Genomic DNA, 22,996 nt, shown 5'->3' on the forward strand with positions numbered 1-22,996 from the left:
GGCCGACGCCTAGAGGGGGTCGTCGTCTTCATCGTTGGGTTTGAGAAGGCGTTCGGGGTGGTGGAGGTTGTTGGTGCGGGGTTGGCCGGTGTCGAGGTGCGGAGGCGGTATCCATTGGAAGCGGCCGTCGGGGCCGCGGCGGGTGGTCCACTCGGTGTCTTCGATGAGTTGGTTGTTGGGGCCGCAGGCGAGGGTGAGGTCGTCGATGTTGGTTTGGCCGTTGAGTTTCCAGTCCTCGACGCCGTGGTGGGCTTGGCAGTCATAGAAGGGGGCGGTGCATCCCGGGGCGGAGCAGCCGCGTTCGCGGCCGAACAGCGCGAGTTTCTGCGCGGCGGTGGCGCAGCGTTTGGCGCGGCCGAGGTGCAGCGTTTCGCTGGTGTGTTCGTCGAAGACGGCGAGGTAGTGGTGGGCGCCGCGGGCTGCCATGGCGATGAGGTCGCGCATGGGTAGGCGGGTGCCGCCGCCGGTGACGGCGTACCCCGCGCCGGCTTGGAGTTCCTGCAGGGTCGTGGTCACGACCACGGTGGTGGGTAGGCCGTTCAGCGTCCCGAGAGTTCTGGAGCTCAGCAGCATCTCGAGGGCGGTGGCGAACGCGTCGTGAGTGTATTGGGCTTTGGTGCGGAACTGCAGGTCGAGGAGCGGCTCGGGTTGCGGCAACGGCGGGTCGTCAGGATGTGTGGCGAACGGATCGCCCTCCCCGGCAACGTCATCGGCGGGCTCGTCATCGGCCGTTAGCGCGTCGGTGTCCACTGGTAGCTCGTCGCTCAATGGTTTCGGCTGCGGCTCGCGCTCCTCGGTGAAGGGCAGCGTGTCTTGTGCGGTCGGAGCCTGCTCGGGCGGGGTGTCATCGGAGGCGGGCGATGGCGTCTTTGGGTGGCGGTTGCGTTCGGCGAATTTGGCGAGGACAGGTTCGAGTAGGGCGCGAGTTTTCGCCGAGATCCATCCGGACAGGTGGCTCAGGCCGTCGGGTTGTTGTGGGCCGAGGGTGAGGCCGGCTTTGCGGGCGGCGGCGTCGGCGGGTTCGTCCCCGTCGGGGTGCAACAGAGCCAGCAGGTGGATGGCGGCGATGGTCAGGGAGTGCGGGTCCAATTCGGCAGCGGCGCTGGCGAGGCTGTGTTCGGCTTGACCGCGGGTGACAGGGTCGATGGTGGCCGGCAGGGCTTTGAAGAACTTGCGGACGACCTCGACGTGTTCGTCGCCGAACAGTCCTGCCGCGAGACCGGCGGCCGTGTGTTCCCACTCCGGTGGTAGGTCCTGACCCTGCGGGGTGCGCTTCGGACCGAGCAGACGGGCGCGCGCGATTGATTTCAGGGCCGCGCCCTTGCTCATCCGGGTGCGCAGGGTGAGTAGCTGCCATAGCGAGGTAGCCCCCAATTGTTTGGGGTCTGCTTCGCGGTCCAACCGCGCCAGGATGGCGTAGCCCGTCATTGGAACACGCTGCGAGGCAGTCTGAATGGCGTCGAAGCACGTGAGCAGGTCGCGGTGCGACGGACCGTCTACCTCGGCGTTCAGCAGCGCGTCCACACCGGTGGTGTAGGCGGCGACCGCGTCCATGAGAGGCATCCCCATGAGTCGAACATACGTTCGGTTACCGACAAGTCCGGTCAAGTATGTGACAATTGAAACTGTTGGGGCAAAAGAGTTTTCACGATTCTTCGGGGACGGAGCCCGGCGACGCGAATCTCGGGGCGAGCATCGCCAGATTTCGGTTGGCGATCCGGCGTCCGTCGGGAATATCCGGCCGTTGGCGATCGCCGACACCACGTCATCAAAGCGGGACTCGGAGGTCGCGGCCGTCGTCGCGGAACTCGCTTGCGATCAGCGCCGTAAGCCGTCGCGTCGCGTCGTGTCAACGGGGCTACACGAGAGCAGAGCGCCAATCGTCCACGACCACCAGGCGACCCGACGATGCCAGCGTGATGAACAGCGAACGGCCGTCGTGGCTGAGCGCGACGTTGGTGGTCATCGGGTCATCGGCGACAATCGCACCGAGCAGTTGACCATCGGGCGAAAACGTCGTCACCCCACCGGTTCCCACTGTAGCGACAATGATCGCGCCGTCGGGAGCGACGCAAAGTCCGTCGGCACCGCCGAAATTCATCGGTCCGCCACTCGGCACCGTGGCCAGCCCCCGCGCGGAGCCGAGGCGGCCGGGGCCGAGCACCTCGAACTCCCAGATCCGCCGCGTCCTGGTCTCGGCGACATACAGCGTCGATCCGTCCGGGGAGAGCGCCACGCCGTTGGGGAGTTCCAGTGGGTAAACGATTTCGCGCAATTGTCCGTCGGGGGTGCCGTACAGGACGCCGGTGAGGTTTCGGCTCCGTCCCTGCACCGCGAAGCCATCGGTGACATAGAAGCCGCCCTGCGCATCCACGCAGATGTCGCTGGGCCGCGCCAACGGTAGTTCATCACCACCGATACTCGTGAACGTCGTTGTGAGAGTCGTGACCTCACCGTCGGCGGAGACGATCTGCAGTTGCGGGGTGACGGGTTGATCGGGCGCGCCGGCGGGCAGGAACAACGGCACGGAGCCGGTGATGGCGAACGGCCATGGCCTGACGGCAAACCGGGAGCCGCCGTTCTGGCACACTATGATTCGGCTGTCGGGCAATCGAGCCATCCCATTGGGGCCGCCCCCGGTCACAACGAATGTCTCCACCGTGCCATCGGCGTGCACCCGGCTGATTCGGCCGTTGGCGATCTCCGAGACCAAGACCGAGCCGTCGTCATCGACCACCGGACCTTCGGGAAAGCCCAATCCCGATGCGATGCAACGTACTGTCACACGGCCGCCTCGTCGGGGCTTTCGAACAGCGCGCGAATTCCCGGCTGGCTGACTTTCATCGATGGGGTTCGGGGGAGTTCGTCGACGATCTTCAAACCGGCGGGCACCTGATATCGGCTTAGCCGCCCACGGAGGTAGGTGAGCAGATCGTCGGCGGTGACGTCCTTGCCCTCGACGCACTCGACGGCTGCGACCGGAACCGCGCCGAGTCGTTCATCGGGCACGCCCGTCACCCCGGCATCGCGCACGGCGGGATGCGAACGTAGAGCGGCGACGATATCGGCAGGTGTGACCTTGAAGCCGCCCCGGTTGATGACATCGTCGGTGCGTCCGTCGACGAAAAGGAATCCGTCGCTGTCGAGGCGCCCGAGATCGGTCGTGCGTACCCATTCCCCGCCTGCGGTGCGCACTTCAATGACGCCCTGCTCGCCTGCAGGGACCTCATGGTCACCATCCGCCGCGACGATGCGTATCTCCCGGCCGGGTTGGGGCCGGCCCACACTGCCGCGCTTGGACTCGGCCCATTCGTGGTGCAGCTTCAGATTCCATCCCGCGACTCCGCCCGCGAACTCCGTCGCACCATAGGAGGGCAGCACGGCGACGCCGTATTTGTCTTCGAACGTCTCCTGCAGGTGGGCCGACAGCGGTGCGGTGCCCGATGTCACCACCTTGACGCTGTCGAACACGCCGGGGTCGACGTCGGCGTCCAATACCATTGCCAGCGCGGTAGGGACCAGGCTGACGGCCTTGGGTCGGTGCCGGACCACACGATCGATGAAATCGTCGACGGTGAACCGCGGCAACAGTGCGATCTGGCGGCCCTGACACACGTAGAGCAGTGTGCGGAACAGTCCAGACATGTGCACCAGCGGCGAACTGACGATCATCACACCCCGTCGCAGCCGTGGGCCGGTCTCGTCGTGGGACCCGTAATGAGCGCTGGCCGCTACGATTGTGCGTTCGAACGCGCTGTATGCCAATGGAATCCGCTTCGGCGGTCCCGTTGTTCCGCTGGTGAGCATCTCCACCGCGACTGCTGGATCGGATTGGCGGAACGGCCCGTCGCCGGGGGATTCGAGGCCCGTCACGACCTCGACAGGGCGGTCGGTCACCGATACGCGAAGGCCGAGCGCCCCCGTCGCGGCCTCCTTGACGCCCGCCCGGTCCCAGTCGACACCGCACGCCACCACTGCGGGTAGGCGGAGGTCGCGCATGTCGTGGCCCAGACCCTCGTCGCCATGTGACGGATTGAGCGTGACGATGCAACAACGGGCCAGCAGCACTCCCAGCATCGCCGCGATCATTGCCGGATCGTTGCGCAACACCAGGCCTACCGGGGCGCCCGGGGCCAGACCAGCCGAACTCAGGCGGTTTCCTACTCCGTGGGCGACCGCTGCGAGCGACCCCCACGTTGTCCATGTGCCGCCGAACTCTATTGCGCCGGCATCAGGGTCGATGCCGAGGATCGCCTCGATACGGTCGGCGAGATCGGGTCGCGAATCAACCACATCCTCGGCGCGGTCGTCAGATTTGGTTGCGTCGGACCCCGGCATCACACCTCCCGATCTGCACCGATGATCTGCGGTCTCGACCGGCGAACGGACCGGTTCGTCGGTATGAGACACTTACACACTATATGCATATCTGTTGCATCACGACTTCGATTGGGGTTAGCGGTGGACTTTCAGAGGATCCTGTTCGATGTCAGCGATCACATCGCGACCATCACCATCAACCGCCCGGAGCGGCTCAATGCCACCGATGATCTGACCCGTACCGAGCTCGGGCAGGCGTGGGCGCGGGTACGCGACGATTCCGACATCCGCGTCGCCATCATCACAGGCGCAGGTGACCGCGCCTTCAGCGCAGGCCAGGACATCCGTGCCACCGCGCAGTCGGGTATCCGCAACAAGGTGCCGGGCTCGAGGCTGCATCACAACGTCTGGAAGCCGGTCATCTGCGCTCTCAACGGAATGGTGGTCGGGGGAGGGCTACACCAGGTGGCCGACTCCGACCTGATCATCGCGGCCGAGCACGCCGAGCTGATCGACACCCACCTGATGGTCGGCAACGTCTTCGCATTGGAGCCAACGGTTCTTCTGCGCAGGATGCCCCTGTCGATGGTCATGCAATTGGCGCTGATGACCAAGGACGGGCGGATCAGCGCCCAGCGGGGGTATGAGATCGGGTTGATCAACGAGGTCGTGCCGGCCGATCGTCTGCAGGAGCGCACGCGAGAGATCGCACTGGCGATCACGAAGTTGAGCCCGGCGACCGTGCAGGCCTCGATCAAGGGAATGTGGACGAGCCTCGACGTCGGATTGCACGCCGCCCACGACGTCGCCTACCGCTATGTCCTGCAGCACCAGATGACCCATCCCGATTACCTCGAAGGCATGAAGGCCTTCGCCGAGAAGCGCGAGCCGCAGTGGGTCGTCGACTGAGCGCTCAGCGCAGCGTCATCTCCACGCTGGTATAGCCGCGCACCGTCGCCGTCAGCACACGTTCGTGTGCGCCGATCGCGTAGTCGGGAAAGTGCTTCGCGACGTATTCGAAGACCATCTGCGCCTCGCGCCGAGCCAGCCACTGGCCGAGGCAGATGTGGATGCCCCAGCCGAAGTAGACATCGGTGCCGCGCGGACGGTTGATGATGAAGCGATCAGGGTCGTCGTAGCGACGCTCGTCGCGGTTGGCGCTGCCCAACAGCAACAGCACCCAGTCACCGGCATCCATGGTCACACCGTGTAGCTCCACGGGACGCGTCAGTGTCCGGGCCACCCAGTGGCTGGGGGTGTCGTAACGCAGGGCCTCGTTGACCGCGGCCGGAATCACGCTGTGATCGCTGACGATTCGCTGCCACTGGTCGGGGTGGTCGTGCAATGCGACCAGACCGTTGGAGATCAGCTTCTGGGTGGTCTCAGAACCCGCCGCGGAAAGCAGATTGCAGAACATCAACACCTCGTGCGGCGTCAACGAGCGGTCGTCGCCGATTTCGGGGTCGTGGAAGGTGGCCTGCAGCACGATGCTGATGAGATCGTCGCCCGGGTCGGTGCGGCGCCTGTCGATGAGATCGCCGATATAAGCGCTGATGTTGCGGTTGGCCTCGATAGCACTTTGCGGCATCGCGACTTCGCCTTCGTGCCTGGTCAAGAACGCTTCCCACCACACCCTCAGCTGTTCGCGATCGGCCTTCGGCACGCCGAGTAGGTCGCCGATCACATCGGTGGGCACGGCGAAGGCGAAGGCTTCCATTGCGTCGACGGTGGTGCCGCGTTTGAGCTGACCGAGGTGATGGTCGACGACCGCCTGCAGGGCACCCTCCAGCGAGGCGACGGCGCGGGGGGTGAAGAAGCCCTTCAGGACGCCCCGGATGCGGTCGTGTCGCGGCGGGTCCATCGAGATGACGGAATACTTGCGGCCGTCGTCGTCGGGATTCTCCGGCGCCGGGCCGAGCTTGGATGAGTACGTTTCCCAGTCCCGCAGCGCGCCCGCCACGTCTTGGAACCGCGACAGCACCCACCAACGGTCGTCGGGATCGCGATACACCGGCGCCTCGTCGCGAAGCCGACGGTACACCGGATAGGGGTCGTCGAAGACGGCTTTCGAGAACGGTGAGTACATCAACTCGCTGGTCGCGGGCACAGACGGACTCTACCATCCAACTGAACAACAGAACGAATTGTGATTAGTTGCTCAGTCGCGGCGTATGCGCTCGATGAACTCGAGCAGGTTTCCATCGGGATCGGTCAGCATCAGCCCGCGATTGCCGCCGCCGAATTCGACCGTGCGATCGGGCAGCAGTTTTCCGCCGTGCTCGACCACGGCTGCGGCAAGAGTGTCGACGTCATCCACGCGGAAGGACAGATGGGTGAAGCCGAGAGCGTTCATCTGGCGTGGCGCGCCGTCGCCCGTTGTGCCCACTGTGGGATAGGCCAGCAGTTCCAGGCGGAATCCGTCGCGCTCGAGGTAGACCAGATCGAGCACCAGTTCGGCGACGTCGAGCAGTCGTGCGGACGATTCGTCATCGACGTGCATCTCGCCGATCTTGGTGAATCCGAGCGCTGAACAGTAGAACTCGGTCGAGCGCTCGATGTCCGTGACGCACAGCCCGACATGGGTGAGGCGGTGCCCGGCGCTCAAGGTGCGAGCTCGTCGAGAAGCGCATTGTGCTCACCGAGCAGCGGCGCACGTTTCGGCGGTGACGTAGGACTGGCCGAAAATGCGTACGGCACACCGGGATAAACGATTGTCCGGCCGAGCTCGGAGTGCTCGACAGGCACATGCATACCGCGTGCCACCATGTGTTCGTCGTCAAAGGCCTCATCAGGCGGCAGAATGGCGCCCGCCGGGAAACCCCGTTGCTGGCTCGCGATGAAGAACTCCTTGGCTGGCATGCGTGAGGCGATCAAGGTGATGGCCTCACGGGCCGCGCTCATGATCGCCGTCGTTTCGTCGTCCTCACCGATCGAGGCAAGGTCGACTGGCGCGGTTCGGGCGGCGGCCATCTCGAGGAACACGGTCTCCGGTAGCTCCTCGGTCAGTTCCAACTCGGAGAGCCAGGCAATCATCCGACTGAACTCTTCGGGCTTGCGCGGCAGCACCCCGGTGGTCGCGTAATGTCCGTCGGCGCAACGTACTTGGACCTCGGAACTGGGTGTGGGGTAGGCGTGGCGTCCGGTCTGCCTGACACAGACCGCCTGGTTCACAAGCCAGTGATAGGTGGTCTGTTCGCAGGTCACATTGCAGGCCGCGGTCACGTTGACGTCGACGAGTTGGCCGACGCCGCTGTGGTCGCGGTGTGAGAGCGCGATAAGCGCGCCGATCGCGGCGTACATGCCGCCGATGTTGGACGCCTGGTCGCCAGAGCCGCGCATCGGCGGTATGGAGTGATCGTCGTAGCCGCAATTCCACACCGGGCCGCCGCCGGCCAGCACAGTGAGGTCGGTGGTGGGGTCGTCGGCCCGGACGCTGCCGAGACCGAACGGCGTCACCGAAACCCAGATCAGGCTGCGATGATCCGCGGTTGCCTCGCGATAAGTGATCCCACCCGTCAGTCGATCACCCCCGGCAAGCACGATGTCGGCGCCTCCGATGAGTCGGCGCAACGTGTCAACGCCCGACTCCGATCGAAGGTCGACGGTCACGCTGCGCTTTCCGACGTTTTGACTCCACCAACGCAGGCTGCGGTCAACGCCGGGTTCTTCATCGACGAACGGCGGGCGCAGACGGTGCGGGGAACCCTGGGGCGGTTCGACGACGATGACTTCGGCTCCGAGTTCAGCGAGCACACGCCCGCCCACGGGCGTGAACTGGTCGCTTATCTCCACGACGCGGAGATCGGCTAGCGCGCTCAGATCACACCTCGCTCAGCCCACAGATCAAGGGTCGAGTCATCGTGACCGAGGAGCTCTCCGAAGATCTCACGATTGTGTTGGCCCAGTTTGGGTCCCGGTCTATCGATCCGCCACGGGGTTTCCGAGAAGGTGAGTGGAACGCCCTCGACGCGTACCGCGCCGATGTCGGGGTGCGTGACGGTAGGAAAGAGTCCCATCCGTGCCAGGTCCGGGTCCTCGTCGATGCGCTCTCGCGGGCTCTTGACAACACTCGCAGGTACCCCGACGTCGACGAGATCGTCGGCCAGTCCGATGGCATCGCGGGTGGAGGTGGCCGCGGCGACCAGTTCGTCGAGTTCATCGGCCGCGGCGACTCTAGCGGCCAATGTCGCGAATCGCTCCGATGCGATGGCGGGTTCATCCAGCACCTTGGCCAGCAACGCCGCCTCCCTGTCGTCACGGCACGCGATGGCGATCCATCGGTCCTCACCCGCGCAGGGGTAGATGCCGTGGGGTGCGAACTCGTCGAAGTCGGCCCGATTGCCGCGTGCGCAGGTGCGCCGCTGGTTCACCGTCCAGTCGAGCACCTCGGTGGGCAGCATCGCGATGCCCGCGGGCACCGTGGCCAGATCAACGTGCTGACCTTCGCCTGTGCGGTCACGGTGATGCAGTGCCGCCATGATGGCCACAGTCATATAGAGGGCCGATCCGTGATCCATGTAGGAGAAGCCCCAGCCGGCCGGTTCGGCATCGGGCAGCCCCGAGGTGAACGTGAGACCGCTCATCGCCTGCACGATCGGTCCCCAGGTCTTGAAGTCGCGGTACGGCCCGGTGTGACCGAATCCGCAGTTGGACACGTAGATGATGTCGGGCTTGATGTCGCGAAGGTCGTCGTAGCCGAAGCCGCGGTGCGCCATCACGCCCGCCGCGAAATTCTCACAGACGACGTCACTGATCGCCACGAGTTCACGCAGCAGCTGTTTTCCCTCGTCGAGACGCAGGTTGATGGTGACGCCGTACTTCCCGACATTGTGGTTGTTGAACCCGGCGCCGAGATCGATCCCACGACGGTCGTCGACATAGGGACCGACTCCCCGTAGGGCGTCCCACAGGCCACGGGTCGCGGGATCCTCGACCCGGATCACTTGGGCACCAAACGCGGCCAGGATCTTCGTCGCGCCCGCGCCGGCCAGTTGCCCGCTGAGGTCACACACCCGAAGGTGCGACAAGGCAGCGCTCACTCGACAACCATATCGCAAATAGACATATTGTGTTCTATTGTTCATCTATGGCGGCAGTCACGAATCCCCGGTCGGCGACTTCAGGCGCTAAATTTGATCAGGCTCAGTTCTACCTCGATCGCCCCGACGAAGTGTTTCGCGAGCTGCGGTCACACGATCCCGTGCACTGGTATGACGACGGACAATTCTGGGTCATCACAAAATATGATGACATCAAGGCGATTTCGGCACGACCGCATCAGTTCGCCTCCGAACGCATCGCGATTCTGATGGATCTCATCGCGCACAAGCAGGGAGTCGAGCCGCAGGGCTACCGGAACAGAGGCATCATGTTCCTCGATCCGCCGGTCCATCGCGCACATCGACGCACGTTCCAGGGCCGCTTCACCCCGGCGGCGGTGGCCAAGGCCGAAGAGCGGGTGAAACAGGTTGTCAACGAGGTCTTCGACGCGTTGCCCGACGGCGAGTTCGACTGGATATCGCACGTCGCGGAGCCGATTCCGGTCTACGTGTTCGCCTATCTCCTCGGTGTACCCGAGGCCGACTGGCCCAAAGTGGCCGGATGGTCGACGGCGATTTCACGCTCCGGAAGTGGAGCGGCAACCCAGGCGGATTTCGATGTCATCATGACCGAGATCGGTCCGTATCTCCTGGACATCGCCAAGCAGAAGGCTCAGAACCCGGTCGACGACGACCTGATGACGATGCTCGCCACGTTGGGGGAGATCGACGGGGAACCGTTCGACGACCTCCAGATCATGGTCTATGCGCTCACACTGCTTGCGGCCGGTAGCGAAACCACGCAGAGTCTGATCGCGGGCATCGCCGAGTGCCTGGCAAGTCATCCGGACCAGGCGCGAGCACTGTTCGACGATCCTTCGCTGGTGGACAACGCCATCGAAGAAGTCCTTCGCTATTGGACACCGGTACGCAGCATGGCGAGACAAGCCACCCACGATGTGGAGTTGCGCGGCAAGGTGATCCGGGAGGGTGATGGAGTGCTGCTCGCCTACGGTTCAGCGAACCGCGACACGGAGCACTTTGGTGAAACGGCCGATCAGTTCGACATCAGACGCAAGGACGCGCCGAGCCATCTCGGCTTCGGAGTCGGCGAACACTTCTGCATGGGCGCTGCACTCGCCCGCAGAGAGGCGCGACTGACGCTTGACGAAATCGTCAAGCGCGCCAGCGGCATTGAAGTCACCGGAGAACGCGTTCCCAGGCCATCGGCGCTGAACAACAATTTCGATCTGCTGCCGGTGACGCTGAATCGCCGCTGACACGATAGCGATCAACGAAGGTACGAGGGGAATCGATGAGCGGACCCATGTCGGGCGTACGGGTACTCGAAGTCGCGCAGTGGACGTTTGTGCCCGCTGCCGGCGCAGTGTTGGCGGACTGGGGCGCTGACGTGGTCAAGATCGAGCATCCGCAGACCGGCGACTCCCAGCGCGGCCTCCGTCAACTCGGGCACATCACGATCGAGGGTGAGCGAAACCCGGTGATGGAGCACGCAAACCGCGGGAAACGCTCGGTCGCCTTGGACATGGCGACGCCGGACGGTCATGAGTTGCTGATGGACATCGCCAAGACCAGCGATGTTTTCCTCACAAATTTCCTGCCCGACGCCCGGAAGAAGCTGCGGATCGACGTCGACGATCTGCGGGCCGCCAATCCCGACATCGTGTATGCGCGCGGCAGCGCCTATGGGCCGTTGGGGCCTGACGCCGGAACCGGTGGCTATGACATGACGGGATTCTGGAGCCGGGCCGCGGGGGCCGCCGGTTCGACGCCCTGCGATATCGACGGGGTGGTTCCGCAACCGGGCCCCGCGTACGGGGATTCGATCGGTGGTATGACGATCGCCGGCGGTATCGCCGCTGCGCTCTTCGAGCGCGAGCGCACGGGTCATGCCCGCGTGGTGGATATCTCGCTGTTGGGAGTGGGTGTGTGGGCTTCCGGCGTGGCGATCAACGCCGCGTTGGTCAGTGGTCAACCGTGGCAGACCAATCCTGCGGGAGCCAACGTCACCCCGAACAATCCCTTGGTGGGGTTCTACCGGACCGCAGACGGGCGGTTCCTCGGGCTGTCCATGCTGCAGGGATTCCGCTACTTCGCTGAGTTCTGTCGCCGGGTGGGCGTTCCTGAGTTGGCCGACGATGAACGCTTCGCGACCCACCAGCTACTCGCTGCCAACGGTGCAGAGGCGATAGCGGTGCTGCGCGCAACAATCGGTGCTCAGCCGCTGGCTCATTGGCGGGTAGCCCTGGAGGGTTTCGACGGACAGTGGGCGCCGGTGCAGACCACCGCCGAGGTGGCCGCCGACCCACAGGTGCGCGCGAACGGCAACGTCGTCACGGTGCAGGACCAGGGCGCGAGTTTCGACCTCGTGGCGAGCCCCGTGCTTTTCGACGAGACGCCCTTGTCGTTGGCTCCGATGCCCGAATTCGCCGCCGACACCGAGCAACTCATCCTGGATCTCGGCGGTGACTGGGACCGGATCGTCGCGCTCAAGGAGAGCGGCGCGATCGCGTAGAAGATCGCCAGGTCAGGCGCGCATCAGCGCCACGACGCAGGAGCCCCCGCCGCCGACGGCTTGAGCCATCCCGACTCGTGGCTGTGCCACCTGCCGCGCGCCAGCCTCGCCGCGAAGTTGCGTGACGATTTCGGCGGCCTGGGCCAGGCCGGTTGCCCCGAAGGCGTGGCCACGAGCCAAGCACCCGCCGTCGGTGTTGGTGGGCAAGGCGCCGTCATGCGCGAGACCGCCAGTCTGAGCGAGTTCGACGGCTTTTTGGGAATCGGCAAGACCCATAGCGATCAGCGCCGTGATCTCCTCGCTGGCACACATATCGTGCAATGAGATCACGCCGATATCTGCCGGTTCGATGCCTGCGGTGGTGTAAGCCCGTTCGGCGGTGAGCGTGAGTTGCGACGGCGGTCCTACGACGGGCCCGACAAGGGGCCAGGTCGGATCCGTCGGCCAGCTGGTCTGTTCGACCGCCAACACCGAGACCGACCGCGGGCGAGGGTCGCGCGTCACGACGACCGCCGCTGCGCCGTCGACCGAGGCATGGCACATCATCTTCGTCAGTGGGTCGGCGACCATCCGGGCAGACAGAATATCGTCGACGGTCACCGCATCGGAGTCGCGCCGTACGGCAAGCGGATTCAGGCGGGCCTGGTTGTATGACTTCGCGGCCACAGCCGCGATCACCTCGGGTCCACAGCCGGCGTCGTGCAGCCAGCGTGCGGCCTCGATGGCGTAGTGCGTCTGGGCGGGAAAGCGGTCCCAGAATCCGACAGCTGCGGGCACCACACCGCCGGGCTCCAGGGCGGTGGTCTTCTCGTAGCCGATGGCGAGAGCGGCAGTGCTTCGCCCCGAAGCGACTGCAGAGATCGCGTGTCGGAGCGCGACCATGCCGCTCGCCGAGGCACTTTCGGTTGCGGTCACCGGAATCCCGGTGCGTCCCAACTCGAGTGCAACCTTGATGCCGGTCTGCGGTCCGGCCAGCGATGACGCGGTGAAAACTTCGCCGATGTCGGCGTAGTCAAGCCCGGAGTCCTGCAGCGCTAGCCGCGCCGCTGTGACGCCGAGTTCGACCAGCGGGACGTCCCGGTGTTTCCCGAATTCCGTGACGCCGACACCGGCGAGATGAACGCCGGTCATCGGTCATCCGCCATGAACATCTCGACGATCTGATCGTCGAAGGTGCGGCCCACCAACCGTCCCGTCGTCCCGGGCCTTGGGCGGGCGCCGTCGACGACCACTTGAAGTCGCTCGGTGCCGCTGTCGACCCACGCCACGCTGTAACCGTCGGCGCCGAAGCCCGGCAAGGGCGACTTCGAGGGGATGAAGGTCGACGACCATACGGTCGCCGGGCGGTCAGGCGGTGACATCGGCATCGGTGTTCCTCTCGTAGAGGTCGTTCGAACTCCCCAGCGCGGGCGGCGGACTCAGCGGAATTGGACCCTCGCCGGCAAACCGCCAAGGGAGTCCAACCACTCGTGCGGTTCTCAGATCGGGATCCGGATGGGCGATCTCGGGGAAGAAGCCGCGCTCGTTGAGGTGGCTGTCGTTCACCAGCTCATCGGCACGTCGGACCACAGCAGCCGAAATGCCCGCGCTTTGGAGCTTCAGCGCTGCGTCGTCCGCCCGATTGGTGGCGATGAGGGCGCAGACGAACTCGATGGTGTCTGCTTCGCATTGGGTTCCTGCCAGCTCGACAGCGACCCAGCGTTCGTCGGTCGAACGTTGGACAAGTCGCCGAACATCGTCGGTCGGTGTCGTCTGCGTTGTTGAGGCGGCGGCGACGTACTCGGCAACCGTCGACGCGACCACTTCGGCCATGGACAGATCGATCACCGCCCCGCCGGATCGATTTCGATCCAGTGCCCACGCCGCGATCACCAACGCGCCGACGACCGAGGCCAGCGGATCGGCCAGAACGGTACCCAGACGAGCCGGCGCTCCGTCAGCGGTGGTGCTCAGTGCCGCCAAACCGCCGTAACCCTGAACGTTGTTGGCGTACACCCGATATCCGGCCAGTGGTCCATCGGAGCCGAAGCCGGATACGCGAAGAGTCAATCGACCGGTGTCCGCGAGTTCCGCAGGATCCACGCCGAGGCGCTTCAACCGAGACGAACCGACGTTCTCGATGAGGACATCGGAGTCGGCGAGTATCGCGGCGACATCGGCGCCGATGTGCTCCGGGTCGAGCAACACGCTCCGCTTCGAGTGATTTGCCACGGCGTAGTACGCGCCGCGCTCGGGGCCGGGGACCCCGTCGGCAAACGGGCCGCTCCGACGGTAGATATCCAAGCGGTCGGGATCCTCGAGCCGAACGACCGTTGCGCCCATCCCGCCGAGCAGCGCCCCGACGATGGGTCCGGCGAGCACGTGGGTGAGTTCGGCGATGCGCAGTCCGGCGATTCCGGTGCCGTGGCCGGTCCCGGGCCGACCCGGCGTCACGCTCCACGGTGGACCGAGCACGGTGACGTCGCGATCGTCGATTCGCACGTTCTGAAGGGACGAGCGGTGGGCAAGCTGCGGAGAATCCAGCAATTCGCCGGGATGATTGACCGGGGTCGAGGGAACACCGTTGGACTGCAAGAGCGCGGCGCAGTCCGCCTTGTTCTGCTTTCGCGTCCATTCGGTCACCCGCGCGTTGATCAGATCGGCATGCTCGATTCGGGCGGCCCGTTCGTCAAGGCCTGCCGCCCAGGCGGGATCGCCGAGAGTCTTCCTCAACTGCTGCCACTGATGGTTCTCAACGGCGGTGATGCGAACGAGTCCGTCCCGGCATTCGAAGACGCCCGAGGGCGCCAGGTAACGCCCGCTGCCGGCGCGGCCGGGACACCGGTACATGGTGTGGGCGCACTCGGGGAGCGCAGCCGTGAAGATCACCGCTTCCTGCGCCGAAACGTCCACCACGACGGCGCCGCCGTCGTTGATCCGTCGGTCCAGTCCGTGCAGTGCCGCCAACGCCGCCACTGCCCCCACGGATTTAGACGCGACGTACCCCGGCGCGGGTACGGGTGTGCCGTCGACGTCCTCGATGGTGGCCAGCAACCCCCCGCTCGCTTGCGCCACGATTTCACCGCCGGGTCGCATGCGGTGCCGTCCGTCCATGCCGAAGGGCGTGAGGTTGACGACGACGACCCCTTCGGTGGCTGAGGGCTGCTCTCTCGCACCGTCGTTGATGACGATGTCGAAGTCGCTGAGGTCCGCTTCCGCGTCGGACGACAGCGTCCGCTTCTGCCGGTCGAGGACCAGGTCGACGGCCGGTTCGGGACCCCCGGCAGTGTTGATGGCGGGCCCCGCACGGTGGGCCGCCGGTTGCGGAAGGCGGGCGACGTCGGCGCCGAGGCTGGCCAGCAAGGCGGCGGCCGATGACCCCGCGATACCGTCACCGAGCTGCAATACACGCACACCGGACAAGAAAGCTGAGGAGGGCACGTCGTCGGTCACCCTTCACAGCTCCTGACTGAGGCATGGCTCATTTATACAATTGAACAACATTCGTTCCATTGATGTCCAACCACCCCGACTGCGCGGCTATTCACACATTCACACAACATGTTCTATTGTTCAGAGTCATGGCTACCACCACGGCACCCTCGGACGCTCGCTTCGACGATGCTTCGTTCTATCTGGGTGATCCGAACGCGACGTTTGCGCAGCTGCGTGACACCGACCCGGTCCACTGGTATGAGCAGGGGCAGTTCTGGGTCGTGACGAAGTATGACGACATCAAAACCATTTCGGCGCGTCCAGAGAAGTTCTCGTCGGAGCGTATCGGGATCATGATGGATCTCATCGCGCGTCGGGAGGGCCGCGACCCTCAGGGCTACGGCGCTCGCGGAATCCTGTTCATGGATCCGCCCGAACACCGTGCGCATCGCAAGGCGATCGGCGTCCGCTTCACGCCAGGTGCCGTCGCGAAACTCGAGGCGCGCGTGCGTGAGGTGATCGCCACCATCTTCGACGGCCTTCCCGACGGCGAATTCGACTGGATCGAACACGTCGCTGAACCGTTCCCGGTGTATGTCTTCGCTTATCTGCTGGGCGTGCCCGAAGCCGACTGGCCCAAGGTGGCGGGGTGGGCGACGACGATCGCGAAGGTCGGTAGCGGCGTCGCTGACGATGGCGACATGGAGCTGATCTTCGGTGAGGTCGCCCCCTACTTGATGGAACTGGTTGCCGAGCGCGCCAAGGATCCGACCGATGATCTGCTGTCGATGCTCTCCCAGGTGCGGATCGACTCCGAACCGCTCAACGAGATCCAGGTGATGACCTATGCGCTGACGCTATTGGCCGCAGGCAGTGAGACTACGCAGAGTCTGATCGCGGGCATTGCGGCGTGTTTCGACATGCATCCCGATCAGGCGCAGCAGGCGTTCGCAGATCCTGAGGTCGGCAACAACGCCGTCGAGGAGGTGTTGCGCTGGTGGACACCGGTGATGAGCATGGCTCGACAGGCGGCCCAAGACGTCGAACTGCGTGGCGCCACGATCCGCGAAGGCGACGGGCTTCTTCTCGCTTATGCATCCGCCAACCGTGACGCAGACCATTGGGGACCGACCGCAGAGGAATTCGATGTGCACCGTAGTGATGCTGCGGGACATCTGGGCTTCGGTGTCGGCGAGCACTTCTGTATGGGGGCAGCGTTGGCCCGGCGCGAGGCCCGGTTCGTCCTGGACGAAGTGATCAAGCGCGCCAAAGGTATTCATGTGACTGGTGAGGGCACCTTGCGTCCGTCGGCCTTGGTGCACACATACGATCGGCTACCCGTCACGCTCGACTACCGCTGATCGTCTTTACCGCGAAGAGGGTGGAGCGCGATGTCGGTGAGTGTTCATGAGGCCGGTTCCGGGGTTGAATTCTTCAGTGACGCCACCATCCAGGACCCCTATCCGTACTACGCGCGCATGCGCCAACGCGGGCCGGTTCAGGAGGTCGCCGGCTCAGGCTTCTACGCGGTCTGCAGCTGGGACGCGGTGAACGAAGTCATCGGGCGTCCCGACGATTTCTCATCGAATCTGACCGCCACGATGACCTATACCCCTGAAAACGGGGTCGGCGCATTCGAGATGGAGGGGTTCGGCGGTTCATCCCATGTTCTCGCGACTGCGGACGACCCGATTCACGCCGTCCATCGGAAGATGCTCGTGCCCCAACTCGCAGCCAAACGAATTCGAGCAACTGAGCGATTCGTCGCTGATACGGCTGCCGGCCTCTGGCGTGACGGCAGAACCGACGGGCGGATCGAGTGGATGAGCGCGATGGCCAACCGCCTCCCGATGATGGTGGTGGCCAGGCTGATCGGGGTGCCGGACGACGACGTCGACATGCTCATCAAGTCGGGCTATGCGACGACGCAACTGCTCGACGGACTGATCGACGCCGACGGTCTCGCAGCAGCCGGCAAAGCGGCAATCGAGCTGAGCGTCTACATCAGCGAGTACTTCGCGCAGGCGGCAGGCAACCCCGGGGACAACCTGCTTGGCGACCTCGCCACGGCGTGCGCGACCGGCGCACTCGACGACAACACCGCCCGGGTCATCATGTTGACCCTGTTCAGCGCAGGTGGTGAGTCGACGGCGTCGCTGCTGGGCAGCGCCGTCTGGATTTTGGCAACGCACCCTGACATCCAGCGTCAGCTTCGTGCTGATCCGGCCTTACTGGGCGCGTTCATCGAGGAGTCCTTGAGATTCGAGCCGCCCTTCCGGGGACACTATCGGCACGTGGTCGACGACACCGCCCTGGGCGGCGTCGAACTGCCGGCCGGAAGCCGGCTGTTCCTGTTGTGGGGCGCGGCAAATCGGGACCCCGCACAGTTCGAAAGTCCTGATGAGTTTCGACTGGATCGTCCGAAAGGCAAGGGCCACATCACCTTCGGCAAGGGCGCGCACTTTTGCGTCGGCGCAGCACTGGCGCGCCTCGAAGCTCGACTCGTCTTGGAAATGCTTTTGGAACAGACCGAATGGATCGAGCCCGCAGCGGTTGGACGTTGGCTTCCGAGCATCTTGGTGCGTCGTCTCGAGCGGCTGGATCTTGCAGTCAGATGAGTGGTGACACAGCTCTGATCGTCATCCAAGACCTGTATCAAGCCAAGGCGAAATACTGCAGGACCCTGGATACCAAGGATTGGGAGGAGTTTGCCACGGTGCTCGCGCCGGATGTCAGACTCGATCTGAGTGACGGCAACCCGGACATCGAACCGATCATTGGCCGCGACGAGGTCATCGCCGCGATCAAGGAATCAGTGGCCGGTGCCCGCACCGTGCATCAGGTCCACATCCCAGAAGTCGAGATATCCGGGGACGGAGATGAAGCCCAAGCCATCTGGCCTGTGCAGGAACGTGTTATCTGGGACAACGGGACATCGTTGACGGCGTTCGGGCACTACCACGATCGTTGGGTCCGCACCGACGGACAGTGGGCGCTCGCCGAGTCGAAACTCACCCATATCATCATGGACTTCGGGTAGCCGAGGCTCCCGAATCGAGCCAGCGAACAACAACCGATCGGTGGAACGAGCGCGAGCCGAGGTCCGCGATACGACAAGCTGCGCGTCGCAAGTGCACGTGCGCGTCGTGCTCCCAGGTATAGGCGATCCCGCCGAACACCTGGGTAGCGCCTTCTGGTACTCGCCGCAGCGAGTCGACCGCCCAGAACGCGGCCAACGACACCAGCGCTTCGGCGTCGGGATGGGCGAGTTCACAGGCATCGGCGGCCCGATTCACCAATGCGCGAGCGACTTCGATGACCGAACGTTGGTCGACGAGACGGTGCTTGATCGCCTGACGTGATCCGATCGGCCGACCGAAAGTGGTTCGCACTTTTGCGTATTCGACCGCGGCGTCGTTGGCGGCCGAAGCGATCCCGATGACTTCGGCGATTGTGGCGAGCCGATCGCGCATCACGGCCCTGCCATGGCGTTCGACGGCATCGGCCCCTGAGCTGAACGGCAGCAGCTCCGCGTCAGCAAGTGTGATGCTGCTGGTGGGATTGTGGTCAAGCGAAAGTTGTGGCGTGCGCTGCACACCGCCGCCGTCCGCATCGACGATGCCCAACACGGTTTCTGCTTCGCTCCTCGCGATGACGATCAGCTGCTGGGCCACCGCACCGAACGACACCAGTGGCCAGGTTCCGGTGACCTTGCCCTCCCGCAGTGTCGCGCCCACGTCCTCGAGAACGAGCGTGATGCCCTCGACGCAACGGTCCGCGCACCAGGCCGCGGCGGCGACCGAGGCCAGTGGCACCGGTAGAGCAATCGCGCCGGCCGCCTCGGTGAGTACACAGAGCTCGCGTATGCCTGCGCCGCCGCCGCCGCGGGCCTCGGATACCAAGACATCGGGCCAGCCCAATTCGACGATCGTTTTCCACAGGTCTTTGTCGAATGCCGGTTCGGGGCCGTCGAGGAGGCCGCGGGTGCGCTCGACTGTCCACGCGTGACTCAGGATGTCATCAGCTGTGGCTCGCAGTTCGCTGAGTTCCGCCGCGGAGTCGGCCATCTCGGTCAGGGACAGTTCATGCTCACGGGTCACGGGGCAGACCCAACAGTTTCTCGGCGATGACGTTTCGCTGTATCTCCGACGTCCCGGCACCGAACGTCGCAGCGCGCATCAGCAGATAGCTCTTGGCGACGTTGCCCTTCTTCACCGCGCCGGGCGACCCGGGCAACAACGTGCCCGCTGGACCGGCGAGGTCGAGCCCGAAGTTCGCCATCGCCTGGTCGACCTCCGAGGTCAGGAGTTTGGCGACCGACGCCTCAGGCCCTGGGCTCACCCCGCGTACGCCTGCGGCCGTCGCCTGTGCCGCGATCTGGCGCAACGCCTCGACCTGGGCGGTGAAGCGCACCAATTGGTCGGCTACGTAATCGTCGTCCAACCCGTTGCCGCTGAGCGCATTCGGCTCTGCGGCCATCGAGGTGAGGATGGTCAGGCGGCGCTCGATCCGGTGCGTGCGGCTTTGGCCGACTCGCTCGTAGCCAAGCGTCGACTTCGCCACCCGCCAGCCTTCGTTCAACGGGCCGAGAACGCCGGTGAGCGGCACCCGGACGTTGTCGAAGAAGACCTCGTTGAACTCGGCGTCGCCGGTGATCTGGCGAATGGGACGTACCTCGATGCCCTCGACCGCCAGGTCGGCCAGGACATAGCTGATCCCGTCGTGCGGCGGGGCGCCCGGGTCCGTGCGAACGAGCAGATAGATCTTGTTGGCGTACTGCGCCTTTGATGTCCACACCTTCTGTCCGCTGATCACCAGCTCGTCGCCATCAACGATGGCCCTCGTCTTCAGAGAGGCAAGATCACTGCCCGCTTCGGGCTCGCTGAAGCCCTGGCACCAGACGTCCTCGGCGGAGAGGATGCGCGGCAGGTAATGGGAGCGCTGTTCGTCGTCACCCCACTGAATGATCGTGGGGCCGAGCTGATTTATCGCACTGCGGTTGATCGGCTCGGGAGCGTGTGCGGACGCCATCTCGGCGTTGAAGATCAACTGCTGCGCCGGCGTTGCGCTGCGGCCGCCGAATTCCGTCGGCCACGAAATGGCGGCCAGCCCGGCCTCGTGGAGACGGCTCTGCCAGGTGCGCATCCGATCCAGTCGCCCGGCCTCGCCGCCTTCGCGTGAGCGCAGATCCGGGGTCAGGGCCGAGGCCAGGAAGTCGCGAACCTCGTCGCGGAAAATGCGATCCGAAGGCGAGAGCGGAACGCCGTAATCGCGTTCGGTCATGTGGCCTCACGGGCCGACGAGGCGTCCGCCAGCCACCCGGCCATCATTCCGTACACCGCCTCGACCGCGTCGCGCGCGGCAGAATGGTCCGCCTCGGTGGTGCCCGCAGGGTCGTAGTCGACGTTCCAGGTGACTGTCGTCGCGGCATCACCGGCGGGGCGCACGGAGACGAGCGCGTCGAATCGTGCGACGGGCAGGGGGTTGTCGGCAATCGAGTAACCCAGCTCCATGCGGGCGGGATTCAAGCTCGTCAGCGTTTCGGCAACAGGTTTGGCTCCGCTCCCGTGAATCAAGCGGCGCATGCCGATGCCCTCGCCCTCGACCTCCACCACTCCGGCCACGGGAATCCAATTGACGTCGGCGAAGTCCGCCAGAATCGCCCACACGGTCGCCGGTATCGCATCGACGTGCTTGGTGATAGCGAGTTGAGGCATGCGAAGGAGAATATCACCGATGAAACAAATGATCGGATACTGTCTTAATGTTCAGGATGAGTGGTGGCGCGGAAGGCAAGGCTCGTGGGTGAGAAGAATGACGGCGAATTCGAGGTCGACGAGGATTGGGTGACCTACGAGGTCGTCGAACCACACGTCGCCTGCATCACCATCAATCGGCCCGACCGGCGAAACGCGATCCTTTCCCCCGATATGCATGCGTTGTTCAAGGACCGCTTGGACAAGGCAGAGGAAGACGACGAGGTCAAAGTCGTTGTCCTGGCGGCTGCGGGCAAGGACTTCTGCAGCGGAGACGACGTTCGCCGGTTGCCGGTCGAGCAGGCGGGACTGAAGAAGGGCTCGAGGCTTCCGCAGACGGCCCGACTGGCGAACGCCCGTCGTTTGCACCGCCACTTCACGAACTGGATGGAGTTCCCCAAGACTGTTATCGCCGCCTGTCAGGGGGCCACGTTGGGCGCTGGGATGAATCTGGCCCTGGCCGCAGACATCCTCGTCGTCTCTGACGACATGTACATCGCGAGGCCCCAGGCACGGATCGGCTTCGCCGGCTTCTCCACCATCATGCCGCTGGCACTGCTCAAGCTCGGACCCAACCGCGGATACGAGGCGATGATCACCGGCCGCAAGGTCAAAGCCGCCGAGCTCAAGGAGTGGGGGGTCGCCTCGTCGGTCGTTCCCGCGGATGAGTTGCGCGAGGAGGCCATGCGGTACGCCCGCGCGATCGCACATCACTCAGCCGACGGCCTGATGATCGGAAAACATGCGCTGATCACGTTCTGGAACGCCGTGGGGATGGCCCAGTTCGGCGACTGGGTGCCGATGGGTCACAGCGTGTTCACCAATCTCGCGTGGCGCGAGGACGAGTTCAACTTCATGAAGGAGCGCACGGCGCGTGGCGGCCGGCAGGCGATGGCCGAGCTCGAGCGTAGGTACACGGAGTGGGGCTTTGACTGAATTGCCAAAGCCTGGCTACAGCTATACAAATTGTGTGCATGTGTTCTGTATGCTGGTCGTTGAGTGATTCGGTGAGGAGTCGATGATGGGAGTCCTGGACGGACGAAAGGCGCTGGTGACCGGCGCCGGTCGCGGGATCGGAGCGGCTGTTGCCGAGGGGTTGGCAGCCGAAGGGGCCACCGTGATGGTGTCCGACGCCGGTGTCGCGGTCGATGGCAGCGGCCACGATGCGGGTCCGGCCGAAAGTGTTGCCGCTGCGATCAACGAGCGCGGGGGCAAGGCCTTCTCCGACACCACTGACATCACCGATTACGGTGCCTGCGAGGAGCTGATCAACCGTGCAGCGTCGACGCTGGGCGGATTCGACATCATGGTCAATGCCGCCGGAATTCTCCGCGACAACATGATCTTCAAGATGAGCGAACAGGATTTCGACACCGTCATCTCGGTGCATTTGAAAGGGACTTTCAACCTGACTCGCCACGCGGCTACGTGGTGGCGGGAGAACCGCGGTGGTCAGTACCGCCTGATCAACTTCACGTCGATGTCCGGGCTGCACGGCGCGCCCAGCCAGCCGAACTACGCCGCGGCCAAGATGGGCATCGTCGGACTCACATACTCGTGCGCCAACGCACTCGCGGGGTACGGGGTTCGCAGCAACGCCATCGCTCCGATCGCCGGTACGCGGATGACCCAGGGCATCAAGGGCGGCGGCAGTCTGGACTACTCGGCGGAGAACAAGCGGCTGGCTCCGGAAAACGTTGTGCCGCCGGTGATCTACCTGGCCAGCGAGCAGTCGGAATGGCTCAACAGGCGAATCATCTTCGCGGGTAATGGGCGGATCAGCCTGATGACCAACCCGGTTTTCGAACGCGAGATCGTATCCGCATCGGGCACCTGGGACATCCCGACAGCGTTCGCCGAGATCGAGGCGTCGTTCAAGGGCTCGGTGTCCCCGAACATCTTCGACAAGCCCCCCGCCAGCTGATCGGAAG

General features: G+C 64.7%; 21 protein-coding genes. 8 read left to right on the forward strand and 13 right to left on the reverse strand.

Features of this window, described 5'->3' with window-relative positions; genetic code table 11:
• Positions 1–9: 9 nt before the first annotated feature.
• The 3 genes from G6N36_RS29975 to G6N36_RS25340 all read right to left on the reverse strand — a co-directional run bounded on the left by G6N36_RS29975 (position 10) and on the right by G6N36_RS25340 (position 4,338).
• Entirely contained in the window at positions 10–1,569 is a 1,560-nt protein-coding gene (locus G6N36_RS29975; RefSeq protein ID WP_163689490.1) for an HNH endonuclease signature motif containing protein, read from the reverse strand.
• Between the two features lie 289 nt (positions 1,570–1,858).
• Entirely contained in the window at positions 1,859–2,785 is a 927-nt protein-coding gene (locus G6N36_RS25335; protein WP_163689491.1) for an SMP-30/gluconolactonase/LRE family protein, read from the reverse strand.
• Positions 2,782–4,338 (reverse strand): class I adenylate-forming enzyme family protein, encoded by a 1,557-nt coding sequence (locus G6N36_RS25340; RefSeq protein ID WP_163689492.1) that lies wholly within the window; start codon positions 4,336–4,338, stop codon positions 2,782–2,784. The genes G6N36_RS25335 and G6N36_RS25340 overlap by 4 nt, the downstream gene beginning before the upstream one ends.
• A 123-nt stretch (positions 4,339–4,461) precedes the next feature.
• On the opposite strand from G6N36_RS25340, the gene G6N36_RS25345 reads away from it, so the two are divergent.
• Entirely contained in the window at positions 4,462–5,229 is a 768-nt protein-coding gene (locus tag G6N36_RS25345; RefSeq protein WP_163689493.1) for an enoyl-CoA hydratase/isomerase family protein, read from the forward strand.
• A 4-nt stretch (positions 5,230–5,233) separates the two neighbouring features.
• Here the strand turns inward: G6N36_RS25345 and G6N36_RS25350 are convergent, their stop codons facing one another.
• Genes G6N36_RS25350 through G6N36_RS25365 form a run of 4 tightly spaced genes read right to left on the reverse strand, consistent with a single transcriptional unit; the run spans position 5,234 to position 9,359 of the window.
• Positions 5,234–6,427 (reverse strand): cytochrome P450, encoded by a 1,194-nt coding sequence (locus G6N36_RS25350; RefSeq protein ID WP_163689494.1) that lies wholly within the window; start codon positions 6,425–6,427, stop codon positions 5,234–5,236.
• Between the two features lie 51 nt (positions 6,428–6,478).
• Positions 6,479–6,925: a VOC family protein gene (locus tag G6N36_RS25355; protein WP_163689495.1), complete on the reverse strand. Its 447-nt coding sequence runs from the start codon at positions 6,923–6,925 to the stop codon at positions 6,479–6,481.
• Positions 6,922–8,112 (reverse strand): CoA transferase, encoded by a 1,191-nt coding sequence (locus G6N36_RS25360; RefSeq protein ID WP_235690168.1) that lies wholly within the window; start codon positions 8,110–8,112, stop codon positions 6,922–6,924. Before G6N36_RS25360 ends, G6N36_RS25355 begins: the two co-directional genes overlap by 4 nt.
• Positions 8,113–8,135: 23 nt before the next feature.
• Positions 8,136–9,359 (reverse strand): CaiB/BaiF CoA transferase family protein, encoded by a 1,224-nt coding sequence (locus G6N36_RS25365; protein WP_163689496.1) that lies wholly within the window; start codon positions 9,357–9,359, stop codon positions 8,136–8,138.
• Positions 9,360–9,406: 47 nt separating this feature from the next.
• Here G6N36_RS25365 and G6N36_RS25370 point away from each other — a divergent pair, with 47 nt between their 5' ends.
• Positions 9,407–10,639, forward strand: coding sequence for a cytochrome P450 (locus G6N36_RS25370; protein ID WP_163689497.1), 1,233 nt, complete (start codon positions 9,407–9,409; stop codon positions 10,637–10,639).
• A gap of 35 nt (positions 10,640–10,674) precedes the next feature.
• Positions 10,675–11,895 (forward strand): CaiB/BaiF CoA transferase family protein, encoded by a 1,221-nt coding sequence (locus tag G6N36_RS25375; RefSeq protein ID WP_163689498.1) that lies wholly within the window; start codon positions 10,675–10,677, stop codon positions 11,893–11,895.
• 12 nt (positions 11,896–11,907) lie between these two features.
• Here the strand turns inward: G6N36_RS25375 and G6N36_RS25380 are convergent, their stop codons facing one another.
• From G6N36_RS25380 to G6N36_RS25390, 3 genes are read right to left on the reverse strand one after another with little or no spacing between them, the layout of a single operon-like run.
• Positions 11,908–13,026: a thiolase family protein gene (locus G6N36_RS25380; protein WP_163689499.1), complete on the reverse strand. Its 1,119-nt coding sequence runs from the start codon at positions 13,024–13,026 to the stop codon at positions 11,908–11,910.
• Positions 13,023–13,262, reverse strand: coding sequence for a hypothetical protein (locus G6N36_RS25385; RefSeq protein WP_163689500.1), 240 nt, complete (start codon positions 13,260–13,262; stop codon positions 13,023–13,025). Before G6N36_RS25385 ends, G6N36_RS25380 begins: the two co-directional genes overlap by 4 nt.
• A complete protein-coding gene (locus tag G6N36_RS25390; protein ID WP_163689501.1) occupies positions 13,243–15,327 on the reverse strand; it encodes a CoA transferase in 2,085 nt (694 codons plus the stop codon). Before G6N36_RS25390 ends, G6N36_RS25385 begins: the two co-directional genes overlap by 20 nt.
• A 128-nt stretch (positions 15,328–15,455) precedes the next feature.
• On the opposite strand from G6N36_RS25390, the gene G6N36_RS25395 reads away from it, so the two are divergent.
• From G6N36_RS25395 to G6N36_RS25405, 3 genes are read left to right on the forward strand one after another with little or no spacing between them, the layout of a single operon-like run.
• Positions 15,456–16,670 (forward strand): cytochrome P450, encoded by a 1,215-nt coding sequence (locus tag G6N36_RS25395; RefSeq protein WP_163689502.1) that lies wholly within the window; start codon positions 15,456–15,458, stop codon positions 16,668–16,670.
• A 30-nt stretch (positions 16,671–16,700) separates the two neighbouring features.
• Positions 16,701–17,927, forward strand: coding sequence for a cytochrome P450 (locus G6N36_RS25400; protein WP_163689503.1), 1,227 nt, complete (start codon positions 16,701–16,703; stop codon positions 17,925–17,927).
• On the forward strand, positions 17,924–18,349 hold the full coding sequence (locus tag G6N36_RS25405; RefSeq protein WP_163689504.1) for a nuclear transport factor 2 family protein: 426 nt from the start codon (positions 17,924–17,926) through the stop codon (positions 18,347–18,349). The genes G6N36_RS25400 and G6N36_RS25405 overlap by 4 nt, the downstream gene beginning before the upstream one ends.
• On the opposite strand, the gene G6N36_RS25410 is transcribed toward G6N36_RS25405, so the two are convergent.
• Genes G6N36_RS25410 through G6N36_RS25420 form a run of 3 tightly spaced genes read right to left on the reverse strand, consistent with a single transcriptional unit; the run spans position 18,333 to position 21,026 of the window.
• On the reverse strand, positions 18,333–19,409 hold the full coding sequence (locus G6N36_RS25410) for an acyl-CoA dehydrogenase family protein (protein ID WP_163689505.1): 1,077 nt from the start codon (positions 19,407–19,409) through the stop codon (positions 18,333–18,335). The genes G6N36_RS25405 and G6N36_RS25410 overlap by 17 nt on opposite strands.
• On the reverse strand, positions 19,399–20,592 hold the full coding sequence (locus tag G6N36_RS25415) for an acyl-CoA dehydrogenase family protein (protein ID WP_163689506.1): 1,194 nt from the start codon (positions 20,590–20,592) through the stop codon (positions 19,399–19,401). Before G6N36_RS25415 ends, G6N36_RS25410 begins: the two co-directional genes overlap by 11 nt.
• The gene (locus tag G6N36_RS25420; protein WP_163689507.1) at positions 20,589–21,026 is read right to left on the reverse strand and encodes an SRPBCC family protein; all 438 of its coding nucleotides are present in this window, start codon (positions 21,024–21,026) and stop codon (positions 20,589–20,591) included. Before G6N36_RS25420 ends, G6N36_RS25415 begins: the two co-directional genes overlap by 4 nt.
• Before the next feature lie 84 nt (positions 21,027–21,110).
• Here G6N36_RS25420 and G6N36_RS25425 point away from each other — a divergent pair, with 84 nt between their 5' ends.
• Both G6N36_RS25425 and G6N36_RS25430 read left to right on the forward strand, forming a co-directional pair.
• Positions 21,111–22,001, forward strand: a complete 891-nt coding sequence (locus G6N36_RS25425) for an enoyl-CoA hydratase/isomerase family protein (protein WP_163689508.1) — start codon at positions 21,111–21,113, stop codon at positions 21,999–22,001.
• Positions 22,002–22,086: 85 nt separating this feature from the next.
• Positions 22,087–22,989, forward strand: coding sequence for an SDR family NAD(P)-dependent oxidoreductase (locus G6N36_RS25430; RefSeq protein ID WP_163690899.1), 903 nt, complete (start codon positions 22,087–22,089; stop codon positions 22,987–22,989).
• The last annotated feature ends 7 nt before the right edge of the window (positions 22,990–22,996 follow it).

The sequence above is a fragment of the Mycolicibacterium gadium genome (assembly GCF_010728925.1).
Classification (GTDB): Bacteria; Actinomycetota; Actinomycetes; order Mycobacteriales; family Mycobacteriaceae; genus Mycobacterium; species Mycobacterium gadium.

What these genes read in the sequence shown, in the direction of transcription:
- G6N36_RS29975 (WP_163689490.1), bottom strand. Translation starts at nt 1,569, where the DNA reads ATGGGGATGCCTCTCATGGACGCGGTCGCCGCCTACACCACCGGTGTG.
- G6N36_RS25340 (WP_163689492.1), bottom strand. Translation starts at nt 4,338, where the DNA reads ATGCCGGGGTCCGACGCAACCAAATCTGACGACCGCGCCGAGGATGTG.
- G6N36_RS25370 (WP_163689497.1), top strand. Translation starts at nt 9,407, where the DNA reads ATGGCGGCAGTCACGAATCCCCGGTCGGCGACTTCAGGCGCTAAATTT.
- G6N36_RS25375 (WP_163689498.1), top strand. Translation starts at nt 10,675, where the DNA reads ATGAGCGGACCCATGTCGGGCGTACGGGTACTCGAAGTCGCGCAGTGG.
- G6N36_RS25380 (WP_163689499.1), bottom strand. Translation starts at nt 13,026, where the DNA reads ATGACCGGCGTTCATCTCGCCGGTGTCGGCGTCACGGAATTCGGGAAA.
- G6N36_RS25385 (WP_163689500.1), bottom strand. Translation starts at nt 13,262, where the DNA reads ATGCCGATGTCACCGCCTGACCGCCCGGCGACCGTATGGTCGTCGACC.
- G6N36_RS25395 (WP_163689502.1), top strand. Translation starts at nt 15,456, where the DNA reads ATGGCTACCACCACGGCACCCTCGGACGCTCGCTTCGACGATGCTTCG.
- G6N36_RS25400 (WP_163689503.1), top strand. Translation starts at nt 16,701, where the DNA reads ATGTCGGTGAGTGTTCATGAGGCCGGTTCCGGGGTTGAATTCTTCAGT.
- G6N36_RS25405 (WP_163689504.1), top strand. Translation starts at nt 17,924, where the DNA reads ATGAGTGGTGACACAGCTCTGATCGTCATCCAAGACCTGTATCAAGCC.
- G6N36_RS25415 (WP_163689506.1), bottom strand. Translation starts at nt 20,592, where the DNA reads ATGACCGAACGCGATTACGGCGTTCCGCTCTCGCCTTCGGATCGCATT.
- G6N36_RS25420 (WP_163689507.1), bottom strand. Translation starts at nt 21,026, where the DNA reads ATGCCTCAACTCGCTATCACCAAGCACGTCGATGCGATACCGGCGACC.
- G6N36_RS25430 (WP_163690899.1), top strand. Translation starts at nt 22,087, where the DNA reads ATGGGAGTCCTGGACGGACGAAAGGCGCTGGTGACCGGCGCCGGTCGC.